This is a genomic window from Rhizobium sp. WYCCWR 11146 (assembly GCF_013591995.1).
Taxonomy (GTDB): Bacteria; Pseudomonadota; Alphaproteobacteria; order Rhizobiales; family Rhizobiaceae; genus Rhizobium; species Rhizobium indicum.
Window position 1 is genome coordinate 295,718 of the sequence record NZ_JACCEY010000019.1, and the last position, 13,946, is coordinate 309,663.

16 protein-coding genes are annotated in these 13,946 nt (G+C 61.5%); 10 read left to right on the plus strand and 6 right to left on the minus strand.

Features of this window, described 5'->3' with window-relative positions; genetic code table 11:
• The first annotated feature begins 81 nt into the window (after positions 1-81).
• Entirely contained in the window at positions 82-483 is a 402-nt protein-coding gene (locus HX899_RS14590) for a DUF2794 domain-containing protein (protein ID WP_138332027.1), read from the plus strand.
• A gap of 6 nt (positions 484-489) precedes the next feature.
• Here the strand turns inward: HX899_RS14590 and HX899_RS14595 are convergent, their stop codons facing one another.
• The 4 genes from HX899_RS14595 to HX899_RS14610 all read right to left on the minus strand — a co-directional run bounded on the left by HX899_RS14595 (position 490) and on the right by HX899_RS14610 (position 5,314).
• Positions 490-1,047 carry a GNAT family N-acetyltransferase gene (locus HX899_RS14595; protein ID WP_138389445.1) on the minus strand — a complete coding sequence of 186 codons (558 nt, stop codon included), beginning with the start codon at positions 1,045-1,047 and terminating at the stop codon, positions 490-492.
• Positions 1,048-1,157: 110 nt separating this feature from the next.
• Positions 1,158-1,886, minus strand: a complete 729-nt coding sequence (locus HX899_RS14600; RefSeq protein ID WP_012759353.1) for a Bax inhibitor-1/YccA family protein — start codon at positions 1,884-1,886, stop codon at positions 1,158-1,160.
• A 180-nt stretch (positions 1,887-2,066) separates the two neighbouring features.
• Complete coding sequence (locus tag HX899_RS14605) at positions 2,067-4,610, minus strand: ABC transporter permease (RefSeq protein ID WP_181292728.1); 2,544 nt, start codon at positions 4,608-4,610, stop codon at positions 2,067-2,069.
• On the minus strand, positions 4,607-5,314 hold the full coding sequence (locus tag HX899_RS14610) for an ABC transporter ATP-binding protein (protein WP_138331835.1): 708 nt from the start codon (positions 5,312-5,314) through the stop codon (positions 4,607-4,609). Before HX899_RS14610 ends, HX899_RS14605 begins: the two co-directional genes overlap by 4 nt.
• Before the next feature lie 72 nt (positions 5,315-5,386).
• On the opposite strand from HX899_RS14610, the gene HX899_RS14615 reads away from it, so the two are divergent.
• Complete coding sequence (locus HX899_RS14615) at positions 5,387-6,031, plus strand: arylesterase (protein WP_138331834.1); 645 nt, start codon at positions 5,387-5,389, stop codon at positions 6,029-6,031.
• A 68-nt stretch (positions 6,032-6,099) separates the two neighbouring features.
• Positions 6,100-6,693 (plus strand): RNA 2',3'-cyclic phosphodiesterase, encoded by a 594-nt coding sequence (gene thpR, locus HX899_RS14620; RefSeq protein WP_003543644.1) that lies wholly within the window; start codon positions 6,100-6,102, stop codon positions 6,691-6,693.
• Here the strand turns inward: thpR and HX899_RS14625 are convergent.
• On the minus strand, positions 6,600-7,100 hold the full coding sequence (locus HX899_RS14625) for a low molecular weight protein-tyrosine-phosphatase (RefSeq protein WP_138331833.1): 501 nt from the start codon (positions 7,098-7,100) through the stop codon (positions 6,600-6,602). The two genes, thpR and HX899_RS14625, sit on opposite strands and share 94 nt — an antisense overlap.
• A 34-nt stretch (positions 7,101-7,134) precedes the next feature.
• On the opposite strand from HX899_RS14625, the gene HX899_RS14630 reads away from it, so the two are divergent.
• Together HX899_RS14630 and HX899_RS14635 are read left to right on the plus strand one after the other, a co-directional pair.
• Entirely contained in the window at positions 7,135-7,440 is a 306-nt protein-coding gene (locus tag HX899_RS14630) for a 4a-hydroxytetrahydrobiopterin dehydratase (RefSeq protein ID WP_138331832.1), read from the plus strand.
• A gap of 66 nt (positions 7,441-7,506) precedes the next feature.
• Positions 7,507-7,899, plus strand: coding sequence for a YkvA family protein (locus HX899_RS14635; RefSeq protein ID WP_138389449.1), 393 nt, complete (start codon positions 7,507-7,509; stop codon positions 7,897-7,899).
• Positions 7,900-7,933: 34 nt separating this feature from the next.
• Here the strand turns inward: HX899_RS14635 and HX899_RS14640 are convergent, their stop codons facing one another.
• On the minus strand, positions 7,934-8,494 hold the full coding sequence (locus HX899_RS14640) for a sigma-70 family RNA polymerase sigma factor (RefSeq protein ID WP_138389450.1): 561 nt from the start codon (positions 8,492-8,494) through the stop codon (positions 7,934-7,936).
• Between the two features lie 336 nt (positions 8,495-8,830).
• Here HX899_RS14640 and HX899_RS14645 point away from each other — a divergent pair, with 336 nt between their 5' ends.
• The 5 genes from HX899_RS14645 (at position 8,831) to HX899_RS14665 (ending at position 13,666) form a co-directional block, all read left to right on the plus strand.
• A complete protein-coding gene (locus tag HX899_RS14645; RefSeq protein WP_017962430.1) occupies positions 8,831-9,340 on the plus strand; it encodes an invasion associated locus B family protein in 510 nt (169 codons plus the stop codon).
• 249 nt (positions 9,341-9,589) lie between these two features.
• Positions 9,590-10,819: a 23S rRNA (adenine(2503)-C(2))-methyltransferase RlmN gene (gene rlmN, locus HX899_RS14650; protein WP_138389451.1), complete on the plus strand. Its 1,230-nt coding sequence runs from the start codon at positions 9,590-9,592 to the stop codon at positions 10,817-10,819.
• 93 nt (positions 10,820-10,912) lie between these two features.
• A complete protein-coding gene (locus HX899_RS14655; protein ID WP_181292729.1) occupies positions 10,913-11,866 on the plus strand; it encodes an ABC transporter substrate-binding protein in 954 nt (317 codons plus the stop codon).
• A gap of 130 nt (positions 11,867-11,996) precedes the next feature.
• The gene (locus HX899_RS14660) at positions 11,997-12,875 is read left to right on the plus strand and encodes an ABC transporter permease (protein ID WP_138389453.1); all 879 of its coding nucleotides are present in this window, start codon (positions 11,997-11,999) and stop codon (positions 12,873-12,875) included.
• Positions 12,872-13,666: an ABC transporter ATP-binding protein gene (locus HX899_RS14665; RefSeq protein WP_011653880.1), complete on the plus strand. Its 795-nt coding sequence runs from the start codon at positions 12,872-12,874 to the stop codon at positions 13,664-13,666. The genes HX899_RS14660 and HX899_RS14665 overlap by 4 nt, the downstream gene beginning before the upstream one ends.
• Positions 13,667-13,946: the final 280 nt, after the last annotated feature.

Here is a 13,946-nt window from a genome sequence, read left to right on the forward strand (position 1 = left end):
TGACGGCTGGCACTCTTGCAATTTGCGGCGGCTCGGGCAAACTGTCACCCTCCTGTCACATGTGGAGGCCTTGTGAGACTGATGACAGATCAGCCGGATTTGCGACACGGCGAAAGCCGTTCCGTCGACCACAGTTCCTCAGTCGTCGTCGATCTCAGGGAATACAAACAAAGCAAGGACCCACTTCCGGTGACCTTCCACCGGCGCGAACTGGACTCGATCCTCTGGATCTACGGCCGGATGGTCGGTGATGGTGAATGGCGCGACTACGCCATCGATCACCTCAAGGACAGGGCGGTCTTTTCCGTTTTCAAGCGTTCCGGCGAAATGCCGCTCTTCCGCATCGAGAAAAACCCGAAGCTCGCCGCCAAGCAAGGCGCCTATTCCGTGATCAGCGTCAACGGCACGATCCTGAAGCGCGGTCACGAGCTGAACCAGGTGCTGAAGGTCTTCGACAAGGCCCTGAAGCTCGTCGACAAGTAAACCATATCAGCCGTTAAACAGCGTGCCGGGATAGGTCGACGGGTCCGGATCTGTGCTCATACCCTCACCGAGGGCGCGCTGCATGAACATCGTATCCAGCCAGCGGCCGTGCTTGTAGCCGGTGCCCTTCATCAGACCAACCTCCTCGAAGCCGGCCGTGCGATGAAGCGCGATCGAGGCGGGGCTGGCGCCGCCGATGACGGCTGCCATCTGACGAAAGCCGAGGGTGGTGCAACGGATGATCAGTTCGGCGAGCAGCGCCTTGCCGATGCCGCGGCCGCGGGCTTGCGGCGCCAGATAAATCGAATCCTCGACCAGCCAGCGATAGGCAGGACGCGTGCGGAAGGCCGAGGCGTAGGCGTAGCCGAGCAAGGCCCCGTCCGTGCCGATGGCTGCGATATAGGGATATTGCTGGCCGACGATGGCCGCAAAGCGTTGCGCCATCTCGGCCTCGGAGGGCGGCACGATCTCATAGCTCGCGACGCCGTTCAGGACCGATTCGCGATAGATATCGGCAATGGCGGGAATATCGGCGTTCGAAGCATCGCGCAGGAGGAAGGACATTTCAGCAGCATATCCATAAGGGCGGCAAGGGCTTTCTAAAACCATTCCGTGAAAGCCTACGCAACAAAAAAGGCGGCCGAAGCCGCCTTTTCGATCTCAGTCTGCCCTGCTTATTTACGGTTGCCCATGAACTGCAGCAGGAACATGAAGAGGTTGATGAAGTCGAGATAGAGCGTCAGCGCACCCATGATCGCCTTGCGACCGGCCACGGCGACGTCATCGGCTTCCAGGTACAATTCCTTGATCCGCTGCGTATCGTAGGCGGTGAGGCCTGCGAAGATCAGCACGCCGAGCACCGAGATCGCGAACTGCACGGCAGACGACGCCAGGAAGATGTTGACGATCGAGGCGATGATCAGGCCGAACAGACCCATCATCAGAAACGAGCCCATCGCCGACAGGTTACGCTTCGTCGTGTAGCCGTAAAGCGACAGCGCGCCGAAGGAGGCGGCGGTGACGAAGAAGGTCTGAACGACGCTCTGGCCCGTGTAGATCAGGAAGATCGACGAGAGCGACAGGCCGACGAGCGCAGCGTAGACCGCAAAGGTCGTCTGGGCGGCGGCCACCGTCATCGTATTGATCCGGAAGCTCAGGAAGAACACCAGAGCCAGCGGCGCCAGGATGACCACCCACTTCAGCGGGCTCACATAGATCGCCTGACCGAAAGCGGTCAGCTCACCATTGGCGAAGGCGAATTGGAACGACAGATATGCGGCCACACCGGTGATCGCCAGACCCAGCGCCATCAGGTTGTAGACCTTGAGCATATAAGCGCGCAGGCCTTGATCAATCATCTCGCCGGTCTGAGCGCGGCTTTGATAGTTACGAAGATCAGCCATAGTTTCCTCTTACAAGCTCCGATGGAAATACGGTGTCGGGGTTTTCGACCCGGGCGCCGCTGCGGAGCTCCAGCATGCCTGCGGATAATATGAGGCTTTCGCCCTTTGCAAACAAGAGGCTTGCAAAGGCTCGGTCGGTTAAATCGCCGTAAGGTGAAGGGTTTGGGTGCCGCTGCCCGGTCAAAGCTCGCGCAAGACGGGGGCCGCCTTCTGCCCGAGGATGCGCCAGGTGCCGATAAGGCCAATGCCGACGGTCAGGACGAGCGCGGTCACAAGCGTCAGTCCCGCCACGTCGGGCAGAAGGGTCGACGGCAGACGCATGATGCGGGCGACGATGAACCAGGCGGCGACGCTGCCGGCGATCAGCGCGAAGATCGCAGTCGCGAGGCCGAGGATCAGATATTCGTAGCTGAAGGCGCGGATCAGCATGGCGCGCGTGGCACCGAGCGTCTTCAGCACCACCGCATCGTGGGTGCGCGCCCGGTTTCCGGCGGCAAGCGCGCCGGCAAGGACGAGGATCGAGGCGATCAGGGCGACCGAGGCCGCAGCGCGGATTGCGGTCGCGAGCTGTGCGACCAGCTGGTTGACGATATCGATCGCGTCCTTGACGCGCACACTGGTGATCGTCGGATAGGTGTTGGTGACGGATTTCAGGATCGCCGCATCTTCGGCCGGTGTCGAAGAGGGATCGGTCAGCGTCGCCAGCCACGCATGCGGGGCGCCGCGGAAGGTATTCGGCGAGAAAACCATGACGAAATTGATCGACAGCGATTCCCACTCGACGCGGCGCAGATTGGCGATCTTCGCCGTGATGTTGCGGCCGAGCACGTTGACGGTCACCGTATCGCCGAGCTTGAGGCCGAGTTCATGCGCCTCTTCCGAGGAGAAGGAGACGAGCGGCTCGCCGCTGTAATCCTTGTCCCACCATTTGCCTTCGGTGAGGGCGGCGTTCTCCGGCAGGGTTTCGGCATAGGTTATGCCGCGATCGCCGTTCAGCACCCAGCGGCCGGAGGCCGGCACGTTCATCTTGGTGACGTCCTCGCCGTTGAAGGCGATGATCCGGCCGCGCAGCATCGGCACTTCGACAAGCTTGCCCTGCGGCGCTTGCGCCTGGACGAGATTGCGGAAGGCGCCGACCTCGGCGCTCTGGATATCGACGAAGAAGAAGTTCGGCGCACCCTCGTTCATGCGGCCGGTCAGCTGCTGGCGCAGGTTCCCGTCGATCAGGGTCAGCGTCACCAGCAATGCGAGGCCAAGGCCGAGCGAGAGCACGACTGAGGGCGTCAGTGCGCCGGGGCGGTGGATGTTGCCGATCGCAAGCCGCAGTGCCGGCGAATTGACGCGCGGGCTGCGGCGCGCGAGCCAGGCGATCAGCGCGGCGACCAGGCGCAGGACGACAAAGGCGAAAACGATCGCGCCGACGAAGACGACGGCGATGAAGCGGTCATAGGCGGTGAGGATGGCAAGGCCGGCAAGGGCGGCCATGAACAGGGCGGCTAGCAGGATGTAGGGCCAGGAGGGCAGGTGGCGGGCCTCGAAGCCTTGCTCGCGGAACAGCGCGGTCGCAGGCACTTCGCGAGCGTGGCCGAGCGGCAGGATGGCAAAGGCGAGCGTCGTCAGGATGCCGAAGAGCGTCGCCAGCAGCAGGGCGCCGGGATAGAGGGTCGGCACGGTCGAGACCGGCAGGAATTGTGCCAGGAATTGCGCGGCAAGCATCGGCGACAGGGCGCCGATGACGAGGCCGATCAGGATCCCGCCGAGAGCGATGATGGCGATCTGGAAGAGATAGATCAGAACGACGACCTGCGCCGGCGCACCGAGACATTTGAAAGTGGCGATGGTGGTGCGTTTGGAATCGAGGAAGGCGCGCACTGCATTGGCGACACCGACGCCGCCGACGATCAGCGCGGTGAGGCCGACCAGGGTCAGGAACTGCGAGAAGCGGGTGATGTTTTCGGTGAGCGAGGGCGCGGCGCGGTCGCTGGTGCGGATCGCCCAGCCGGCGGAGGGGAATTCCTTCGAGGCGCGCGCCTGGATGCCCGACATCGCGGCCTTGTCGTCCAGCCGGATCTTGTAGGCGTGTTCGACCAGGCTTCCCGTCTGGATCAGCCCGGAGGCTTGGAGCGCCTGGCGGCTGACGAGCAGACGCGGCGCAAAGCCAAAACCTTCCGACAGTGCGTCCGGCTCGGTTTTCACCGTGCCGGTGATGCTGAGCTTGACGTTGCCGAGCAGCAATTCGTCGCCGACCGCAAGCCCGAGCCGATCGAGAAGCAGCGGGGCTGCGACCGCACCATAGGTGCCGCCTTGGCCCGAAAGCAGTGCTGCAAGCGGATAGTCCGGCTCGGCCACGAACTTGCCGTAGAGCGGGTAGGCGTCATCGACGGCCTTGACCTCGACCAGCGCCTGATCGGAACCGTCGGGCTTGCGGGCCATCGAGCGCAGGCCTGTTGACACCGAAACGGTGCCGAGGCCTTCGAGGAAACCTATTTCCTGAGGTGTGGCTTCGCGATTGTTGAGTTCGAAACGGACGTCGCCGGCCAGCAGTTCCTGCCCCTGCGAGGCGATCGTGTCGGTGATCGACTGCGAAACGGAATTAACGGCGGCGATGGCGCCGGTGCCGAGCGCGATGCAGGCAAGGAAGATGTAAAAGCCGCGGATGCCGCCGCGCAGCTCGCGCAGCGCCAGGCGAAAAGCGAGGGAGACGCGTGGCGTGATGATCCTCATGCGATCGCCGCTTCGCTGCGGCGGGCGGCGCTGTCGCCTTCGATCCTGCCGGAGCGGACGCGAATCTGGCGCGAGCATCGGTTTGCGAGCGAGACGTCGTGGGTGACGAGAAGCAGGGTCGTGCCGCGTTCAGCCTGCTTGGAGAACAGAAGGTCGGCGATCTGGCGGCCGGTCTCGGTGTCGAGATTGCCGGTCGGCTCGTCGGCGATCAGCAGGGCAGGCGAGGGGGCGAGCGCCCTGGCAATTGCCACGCGCTGCTGTTCACCGCCGGAAAGCTGACCGGGATAGTGGTGCAGCCGTTCGCCGAGCCCGACCGATTTCAGCTCGCGATGAGCGATCTCGAAGGCGTTGCTGACATTGGCGAGCTCGAGCGGCACGGCGACGTTTTCCAGCGCCGTCATGTTGGCGATCAGGTGAAAGGACTGGAAGACGATGCCGATGTTGCGGCCGCGGAAATCGGCGACCTGGTCCTCGCTGAGGCTATGGAGCGGCGTATCGTTGATGTTGATTTCACCGCTGTCGAGCCTTTCCAGCCCGGCAAGCACCATCAGCAGGGTCGATTTGCCGGAACCGGAAGGGCCGACGATGCCAACGGATTCACCGGCCGCGATATCGAGATCGATGCCCTTCAGCACATGGACGGAGGCGGCTGCGCTACCAAGGGTCAGATCGGCGCCCTTCAACTCGATAATGGTTTTTGCCAACAGAAATCGCCCTATATATGTCCGTAATCGAATGGCCGCATAACGGCACTTCGCCAATCTAGGGAAGCTAGCATGAGATTTAAAGTTGCCGCCCTTCAATTCACCGTCATCGCCGTCTCGCTGATCCTTGCCACTGCAGCCAATGCCCGGACAATCAATCTCGTCGGCTTTGGAGACAGTTTGATGGCGGGCTATCAGCTGCCGCTCGGCGACGGCTTTCCAGAAAAGCTGCAGGCGGCCCTGAAGGCGAAGGGGCTCGATGTCACCATTGCCAATGCCGGGGTCTCCGGCGACACGACGACAGCAGGGCTTGCGCGCGTCGACTGGTCGGTGCCCGACGGCACCGATGGCGTCATTCTCGAGCTGGGCGCCAATGATGCGTTGCGTGGTATCCCGCCGGAGGAGAGCGAGAAGAATCTCGATCAGATGATTACCCGGCTAAAGGCGCGCGGGATTGCCGTGCTGCTCGCCGGTATCATAGCGCCGCCGAACATGGGAGCGGATTATGCCGCACGATTCAACCCGATCTATCAGAAACTCTCGGAAAAACATAAGCTTCCACTCTATGCCTTCTTCCTCGACGGCGTCGCGCTGGAGGCCGGGTTGAAGCTTGAAGACGGCATGCATCCAAATGCGAAAGGTGTCGACGTCATGGTCGAAAAGATGGAGCCTGCTGTCACAAATTTCGTCGAAACGATTTCTTCTGTGAAGAAATAGGGGCTTGCGCGGTTATTGATTGCATGATTCCGTGTGAGCACCTGCAAAAGATTCGGGGAGTGCTCGTGATGCCGAGACTGTTTACCGCCCTCGAAATTCCGCGCAATGCGGCGATGAGTCTTTCATTGCTGCGCGGTGGCCTCCCCGGAGCACGATGGATCGATGTGGAGAATTACCACATCACCCTGCGCTTCATCGGTGATGTCGACGGCCGCACGGCCGATGAAATCGTTGAACGCCTCGACCGGATCGACCGGCCGGAATTCCAGTTCCGGCTGGAAGGCATCGGTTCGTTCGGTTCGAAGAAACCACATTCGGTCTGGGCCGGCGTCTCGCAATCGCCTGAAATGTATGCCCTGCAGGGCGAGATCGAGCGCATCTGCCAGCGCATCGGCCTGCCGCCGGATCCCCGCAAATTCATGCCGCATGTGACGCTGGCGCGGCTCAAATCCTCGCGGCTCGACGATGTCGTGCAATATCTGGCCGGACGCGGCAACTTCCACACAGCAACCTTCACCGCACCGCGCTTCGTGCTGCTTTCGTCGCGCGAATCGGTCGGTGGAGGGCCTTACCTCACCGAGGAAGTGTTCCCGCTGCACGAGGCACGCTCGACGCCCAGCGTTTCGAGCAGCCTGCAGCAGCCGGTCAAGAGCCTGGTGTAGACCAACTCGAAACCATCAGGGCCGCCATAATAGGGATCGGGAATATCCTCTCCCGTTCCCAGTGCGGTATCACCGAAAAGGTGGATATTCGCTCCATGCGGCGCGCTCTTTTTGAGCGCCGCCAGGTTGTCGCGGTCCATGGCGAGGATCAGATCGAAATCCCTGAAATCCCTCGACTGAATGCGCCGGGCGCGCTGCCCCGATATGTCGATGCCGTGGTTTTTCGCGGTGGCGATCGAACGCCGGTCGGGCGGATCGCCGTCATGCCAGCCGCCGGTGCCGGCGGAAGCGATGGTAAAATCGCCGGTCAAGCCTGCCTCGGCGACGAGATGGCCAAAAATTCCCTCCGCGAGCGGAGAACGGCATATATTGCCCATGCAAACGAAGAGGATGCTGATGCGTTTCATCGGTAACCTGTCTGACAGAGAAGAGGACCATGGCATGAAAATGGAAAAACTGGAACGGACGGCAGCCGAGGCTGAGCTGGCCGAGCTTTCGGGCTGGGTGCTCAATGATGCGGGTTCGTCGATATCGAAGACGTTCAAGTTCGCAAATTTCGTCGAGGCTTTCGGCTTCATGACGCAGGCAGCGCTTGCGGCCGAGAAGCTCAACCATCATCCCGAATGGTTCAATGTTTATTCCCGGGTGGATGTCACGCTGAACACGCATGATGCCGGCGGGCTGACGGAGCTGGATTTCAAGCTCGCCAAAGCCATGGAGAAGGCTGCGGCGCGACGTGTCGTTTGAAAGCGGGGCCGATTGAAAGACTGGGCGCCGTCACCATATGTTCGCATGGACAAAAGGGATGCAGGGATGGACGAGGTCAAATTCGGGGAAATCCTGTTGCCGGGCGACGAGGACACGCAGAGCCGGCGCGAGAAGACCGTCAGGCAGAAATTCTGGCCGACGTTCCGGCGGGCCGTGCGGCAGATCCCGTTCTCGCGCGATGTCGTCGCCGGTTTCTATTGCGCGCTCGATTCGCAGACGCCAACGAAGGTGCGCGGCGTGCTGCTTGCAGCACTCGCCTATTTCGTCATGCCGATCGACATGATCCCGGATATTTTCGCCGTCATCGGCTTTTCCGACGACATCGCCGTGCTTTCGGCCGCTTTCGCCATGGTGCGCGGCCACATCCGGCCGGGCCACTATGAAGCCGCCGACCGCGTTCTCGCCGATCGGCCGGAAGAAGCGATGAAGACGATTTAAAGCGCATCGCGGCGAGCCTTTTGGCGAGATCGCATCAGGCGATTTCGCGTTCCAGCACCTTGCGGAGCTTGCCGAAGGCAAGTCGGATACGCGACTTTACCGTGCCGAGCGGCAGTCCGGTCGCTTCGGCGATCTCCGAATGCGATTGACCGAGGAAGAAGGCGGCGCGCAGCATGTCGCGCTGTTCCTCCGGCAATTGGCCGACGGCGGCGCGTATCTTGGCGTCGCGATCGTCATTGGCGATCATTTCTTCCGCGCCGATATCGGCCGGCGGTTGCAAGGCCGGATCAGTCTCATCGAAGATGCGGGTATTGGCGCGGCGCTGCATGTCGATGCGGCGGTTGCGGGCAATGCGGAAAAGCCAGGTCGAAAGGGAAGATCGCGTGGCATCGTAGAGCTCTGCCTTGTGCCAGAGCACGATCATGATCTCCTGGACCAGTTCCTCGGCCTCGCCTGATGTCATCCTCTGGCGCATCAGCCAGGCCTTCAGGCGGGGTGCGAAATAGTCGAACAGGATGGAGAAGGCCTGCTGGTCGCGATCGTCCGCGACGGCCTTCGCGAGGGCAGCGAAACGCTGTCTTTCCTCGGCATCCATATCTCCTCACCAGCCCCCTGCGACAATAATTTCGTCCCGGATTTCCAAGTCTTACTGAGGTACAACGGATTTGGGAAAGGTCAAACTCTTGCCTGAATCTTTGTGTCTTAAATTCAGCCGAACGGACGGCCAGTGCCATTGGGGCACGGTGTCGCGGTCGATACCGTCAAAGGGGCGAAAATTGACACTCGAGCTGAAATGACACAGGCACATACAAATCGCAGCTATTGTTGACCATTTGGTAACCTGAATTAAGTCAAAATAAAGCAGATCGTGATTATGCGGCGCCCGCTATGATCGCTTCGGGCCTTGAATCGCAAGAACCGGCAGGAATCCATGTTTGTAAAAAGTATCGTATCCGCTCTCGCACTCACCCTTGTTATGGCCGGAGTTGCGACAGCGCAGCAGGCCGCGCCGAACCGCATCCAGCAGTTCCAGGCGTGGGGCGCTTACTCCTACAAGTCGGGCAACAGCACCGTCTGCTACGTGCTTTCCGTTCCGACGGCAAAGCAGCCGGCAAGCGTCGACCACGGCGACAATTTCTTCATCGTCTCTCAGCGTCCGGGCCAGAACATCTCCTACGAACCGCAGGCGATGATGGGCTACACGGTCAAGGAAAATTCGAAGATCAACGTCGTCATCGACAACAAGACCTTCGTGATGTTCACCAAGGACAAGGCCGGATGGGTCGAGAACGCGGCGCAGGAGCCGGCCCTCGTCGCCGCGATGAAGACCGGTCATTCGATGACGGTCAACGCCGTTTCGCGCAAGGGCACCGGCACCTCCTACAGCTACTCGCTCTCGGGTATCTCGGCTGCGCTGAAGCAGATCGAAACCTGCAAGTAAGCGGTCCTTTAGGCCGAAGAATTTCATGGGCCGGCCTTGCGCCGGCCCATGCCGTTTCCATCTATGGTGACGCGCGGGCAAAATGATGCTAAAGCCGGCGCCAACAGCGGACAGATCGCGATTTCAGTCGCCGTTCCGCCATTCAATTTCTGCCAATGTGCCGTCATGCACCCGCCAGTCTTCCGGCTTAGCCCTGAAGTTCGCAGGGTTTGCGGGGCGGTTACGTGTTCGAATTCGGGATGAAAGACTATGTCCGTCATGGATGCGATTGATGTCATCAAGCCTCAGGCGCCCCGCGCCGCTTCCGGCGTCGAGAAGCCGTCCCTGATTGGGCTGTCGCGTGAGGAGATGGGCGCGGCACTCCGGGAAAAGGGTGTGGCCGAGAAGCAGATCAAGATGCGCGTCTCGCAGCTCTGGAACTGGATCTATGTGCGAGGGGTCTCCGACTTCGACCATATGACGAATGTCGCCAAGGACATGCGGGAGATGCTGAAGCAGCATTTCACCATCGCGCGTCCCGAGATCGTCGAGGAGCAGGTCTCCAACGACGGCACGCGCAAATGGCTGCTGCGCTTTCCGCCGCGGGGCGCCGGGCGTCCCGTCGAGATCGAGGCCGTCTACATTCCGGAAGAGGGCCGCGGCACGCTCTGTCTTTCCAGCCAGGTCGGCTGCACGCTCACCTGTTCCTTCTGTCATACCGGGACGCAGCGTCTGGTGCGCAACCTGACGGCGGAGGAAATTCTTTCGCAGCTGCTGCTTGCCCGCGACCGGCTTGGGGACTTTCCGGACCGTGAAGCGCCGCAGGGTACGATCATGCCTGCCGAGGGCCGTAAGGTCAGCAACATCGTCATGATGGGCATGGGCGAGCCGCTTTATAACTTCGATGCTGTCAAGCAGGCATTGCTGATCGCAACGGATGGTGACGGCCTGTCGCTGTCCAGGCGCCGCGTGACGCTTTCCACTTCTGGCGTTGTGCCGGAGATCTTCCGCACCGGCGAGGAAATCGGCGTCATGCTGGCGATTTCGCTGCATGCGGTGCGCGACGATCTGCGCGACCTTCTGGTGCCGATCAACAAGAAGTACCCGCTGAAGGAGCTGATCGAGGCCTGCCGGTCCTATCCAGGTCTTTCGAACGCGCGGCGCATCACCTTCGAATATGTGATGCTGAAGGATGTCAACGACGGCCTGGAAGACGCCAAGGGGCTGATCAAGCTCCTGAAAGGCGTGCCGGCGAAGATTAACCTCATTCCGTTCAATCCCTGGCCCGGCACCAATTATCAGTGTTCCGACTGGGAGCAGATCGAGAAGTTCGCCGATTTCATCAATTCGGCAGGTTATGCCTCGCCGATCCGTACGCCGCGCGGCCGCGATATTCTTGCCGCCTGCGGCCAGTTGAAATCGGAATCGGAACGCATGCGCAAGACCGAACGTCTGGCCTTCGAGGCGATGATGATCGCCAATCACGGCGCCGACGACTGATCAGCAAGTTTGATCCTTGCTACAATTCTCCGCGATTGATTTCAGGGGGCGCTTTTCCTAAAAGTGCCCCCAAAATCATTCAGGAGGATCCCCATGCGCCCGATTTTGCTCGCTCTTGCCGCCACTTTGGCCCTTTCCCAACCCGCAAAGGCTGATGACGTCACCGTCGCCGTGACGGCGATCGTCGAACATCCGGCGCTGGATGCAGCGCGCAAGGGCGTTCTCGATGCGCTGACGGCCGCCGGCTACAAGGAAGGCGAGAACCTGAAATTCGTGTTCGAATCGGCGCAGGGCAATCCGGCGACGGCAGCCCAGATCGCCCGCCAGTTCGCCGGTGACGAGCCCAATGTCATCGTGCCGATCTCGACGCCATCAGCCCAAGCGGTCGTTTCCTCGACGCGTGACATTCCTGTCGTCTTCACGGCCGTCTCCGATCCGCTCGGCGCCCAGCTCGTCAAGAACATGGACAAGCCCGGCGGCAATGTCACCGGCCTCTCCGATATGTCGCCGGTCGCCGAGCACCTTGCGCTGATCAAGGAAGTCCTGCCCGAGGTGAAAACCATCGGCTATCTCTACAATTCCGGCGAGGCGAATTCCGTTTCGCTGCTCGCCGTGCTGAAGGCTGAAGCCGAAAAGGCTGGCCTGAAGGTGGTCGAATCGGCCGCCACCAAGTCGGCCGAGGTCCAGGGTGCGGCACGCGCGCTCGTCGGCCGCGCCGACGCGATCTACATTCCGACCGACAACACGATCATCTCCGCGCTCGAAGGCGCTGTCGCGGTGGCCGAAGAGAGCAAGCTGCCGCTCTTTACCGCCGATACGGATTCGGTTTCGCGCGGCTCGATCGCCGCCCTCGGCTTCAACTATTATGATGTCGGCAAGCAGACCGGCGAGATCGTCGTGCGTGTGCTGAAGGGCGAGAACCCGGGCGATATCGCGGTCAAGACTGCCGCCGGCAGCGACCTCGTCGTCAACAAGTCTGCGGCCGAGAAGATGGGCGTCACCCTGCCGCAGAGCGTGCTTTCCCGCGCTACCAAAGTCATCGAATAAACAACGCGACTGCCGTCGCTGATCGAGTTTGCAGCCGCTCCCGTTCCACACGGGGGCGGCTGATGGTATTAAAAGCCTGATGTTTCGCGCAGGGCGCGGAGCGGAAACGGACAGAAGAGGGGCGGAAGCCTTGAGCCAAATCGCATTCTGGGGGGCCGTCGAACTCGGACTGGTCTATTCCTTCGTCGCCCTTGGGGTCTATCTCGCCTTCCGTGTTCTGGATTTCCCCGACCTGACGGTCGACGGCTCCTTTCCGCTTGGTGCAGCGGTGACGGCCGTGCTGATCATTGCCGGTGTCAATGCTTGGCTTGCGGCTCTGATCTCCATGGCCGCCGGTGCCGCCGCGGGCATGGTGACAGCACTGCTCAACGTGCGCTTCAAGATCCTCAATTTGCTTGCCTCGATCCTGACGATGATCGCACTGTTTTCTGTCAATCTGCGCGTGATGGGCAAACCCAATGTCGCCCTCATCAATGCCGACACGATGATCAGCCCGTTCTTCGGCCATGGCCTTCGCGATTTCTACGTGCGGCCGCTCTTCGTCGGTGTTCTCGTCGTCGTCGCGCTCATCCTGGTCTGGCGTTTCCTGGAAAGCGATGCCGGCCTGGCAATGCGGGCGACCGGCGCCAATCCAAGAATGGCGCGGGCCCAGGGCGTTGATACCAGCCGGCAGATCTATCTCGGCATGGCGATCTCGAATGCGCTGGTGGCGCTCGGTGGCGCCCTGTTTGCCCAGACGAACGGCTTTGCCGACGTCACCTCAGGCGTCGGCACGATCGTCGTCGGTCTCGCTGCCGTTATCATCGGCGAGACGCTGCTTGGGCGGCGCGGTCTGCTGATCGCGTTGATCGGCTGCGTGCTTGGCTCGATCCTCTATCGCATCGCAATCCAGCTGGCGCTTTCGAGCGACGTCATCGGCCTGCAGGCGTCCGACCTCAATTTCGTCACCGCCGTGCTGGTGACCGTGGCGCTCATCCTTCCCCGTTTGCGCGGAGGTGCCGCGTCGTGATCAACCTCAAGAACATCAAGGTCGTCTTCGGGCGCGGCACGCCGCTGCAGAAGCAGGCGCTCTCGGGTGTCAGCCTGACGATCGAGGAAGGCTCCTTCGTCACTGTCATCGGTTCGAACGGCGCCGGCAAATCGACGCTGCTCGGCGTGCTCGCCGGCGATGTGCTGGCAAGCGAGGGGCAGGTGCTGATCGGCAGTGCCGACGTCACGCGCAAGACGACGGCGGCGCGCGCCGGGCTGGTCGCCCGTGTCTTTCAGGACCCGTTGACCGGAAGCTGCGGTGCCTTGTCGATCGAGGAGAACCTGGCGCTTGCGGCGCGCCGCGGCGAACGGCGCGGGCTCGTTTCGGCGCTTGGCGCAAAACGGCGCGACCATTTTCGCGAGAGGATCGCCGAGCTCAATCTCGGGCTCGAGAACCGCATGAAGGACCGCATGGACCTGCTTTCCGGCGGCCAGCGGCAGGCGGTCTCGCTTGTCATGGCGACGCTGGCGGGCTCGGAGGTGCTGCTGCTCGACGAACATACGGCGGCCCTCGACCCCGGGATGGCAGAATTCATCATGGGCCTGACCCAGAAAATCGTTTCCGAGCGCAAGCTGACGACGCTGATGGTGACGCATTCGATGCGCCAGGCGCTCGACTATGGCCACCGGACGGTGATGCTGCATGGCGGTGAGATCGTGCTCGACGTTGCCGGCGACAGCCGCAAGACATTGCAGGTCGAGGATCTGATCGCGATGTTCCGCAAGATGCGCGGCCAGACGCTGGATGACGATGCGTTGCTGATCGGTTAGCGGGCAGCTGATCATTTCACGACCGCGGGCGGACCGTTTCACGACCACGGGCCGATCGATCAACCGACCGCGGGCGGATCGATCAAACGACCGCGGGCGGATTGCTGCTGAAACACGAGCGGCGCTGCGATCCAAATATCAAATCTTCTGCTGAAAGAAGATGATATCGGTGATCATATGCCGCTCGTCCTCAGAGGCTAGAGCCTTTCCTGGTCAGATTGAAGCATTCTGTTGGCTCAAACGGAGTCGGATGGTCGACCGGCCGGCGCGCGTCGTAGCC

Excerpts from the sequence above, each read along its gene's own strand:
- HX899_RS14590 (WP_138332027.1), top strand. The coding sequence starts at position 82 with ATGACAGATCAGCCGGATTTGCGACACGGCGAAAGCCGTTCCGTCGAC.
- HX899_RS14595 (WP_138389445.1), bottom strand. The coding sequence starts at position 1,047 with ATGTCCTTCCTCCTGCGCGATGCTTCGAACGCCGATATTCCCGCCATT.
- HX899_RS14600 (WP_012759353.1), bottom strand. The coding sequence starts at position 1,886 with ATGGCTGATCTTCGTAACTATCAAAGCCGCGCTCAGACCGGCGAGATG.
- HX899_RS14605 (WP_181292728.1), bottom strand. The coding sequence starts at position 4,610 with ATGAGGATCATCACGCCACGCGTCTCCCTCGCTTTTCGCCTGGCGCTG.
- HX899_RS14615 (WP_138331834.1), top strand. The coding sequence starts at position 5,387 with ATGAGATTTAAAGTTGCCGCCCTTCAATTCACCGTCATCGCCGTCTCG.
- thpR (WP_003543644.1), top strand. The coding sequence starts at position 6,100 with ATGCCGAGACTGTTTACCGCCCTCGAAATTCCGCGCAATGCGGCGATG.
- HX899_RS14625 (WP_138331833.1), bottom strand. The coding sequence starts at position 7,100 with ATGAAACGCATCAGCATCCTCTTCGTTTGCATGGGCAATATATGCCGT.
- HX899_RS14630 (WP_138331832.1), top strand. The coding sequence starts at position 7,135 with ATGAAAATGGAAAAACTGGAACGGACGGCAGCCGAGGCTGAGCTGGCC.
- HX899_RS14635 (WP_138389449.1), top strand. The coding sequence starts at position 7,507 with ATGGACGAGGTCAAATTCGGGGAAATCCTGTTGCCGGGCGACGAGGAC.
- HX899_RS14640 (WP_138389450.1), bottom strand. The coding sequence starts at position 8,494 with ATGGATGCCGAGGAAAGACAGCGTTTCGCTGCCCTCGCGAAGGCCGTC.
- HX899_RS14645 (WP_017962430.1), top strand. The coding sequence starts at position 8,831 with ATGTTTGTAAAAAGTATCGTATCCGCTCTCGCACTCACCCTTGTTATG.
- rlmN (WP_138389451.1), top strand. The coding sequence starts at position 9,590 with ATGTCCGTCATGGATGCGATTGATGTCATCAAGCCTCAGGCGCCCCGC.
- HX899_RS14655 (WP_181292729.1), top strand. The coding sequence starts at position 10,913 with ATGCGCCCGATTTTGCTCGCTCTTGCCGCCACTTTGGCCCTTTCCCAA.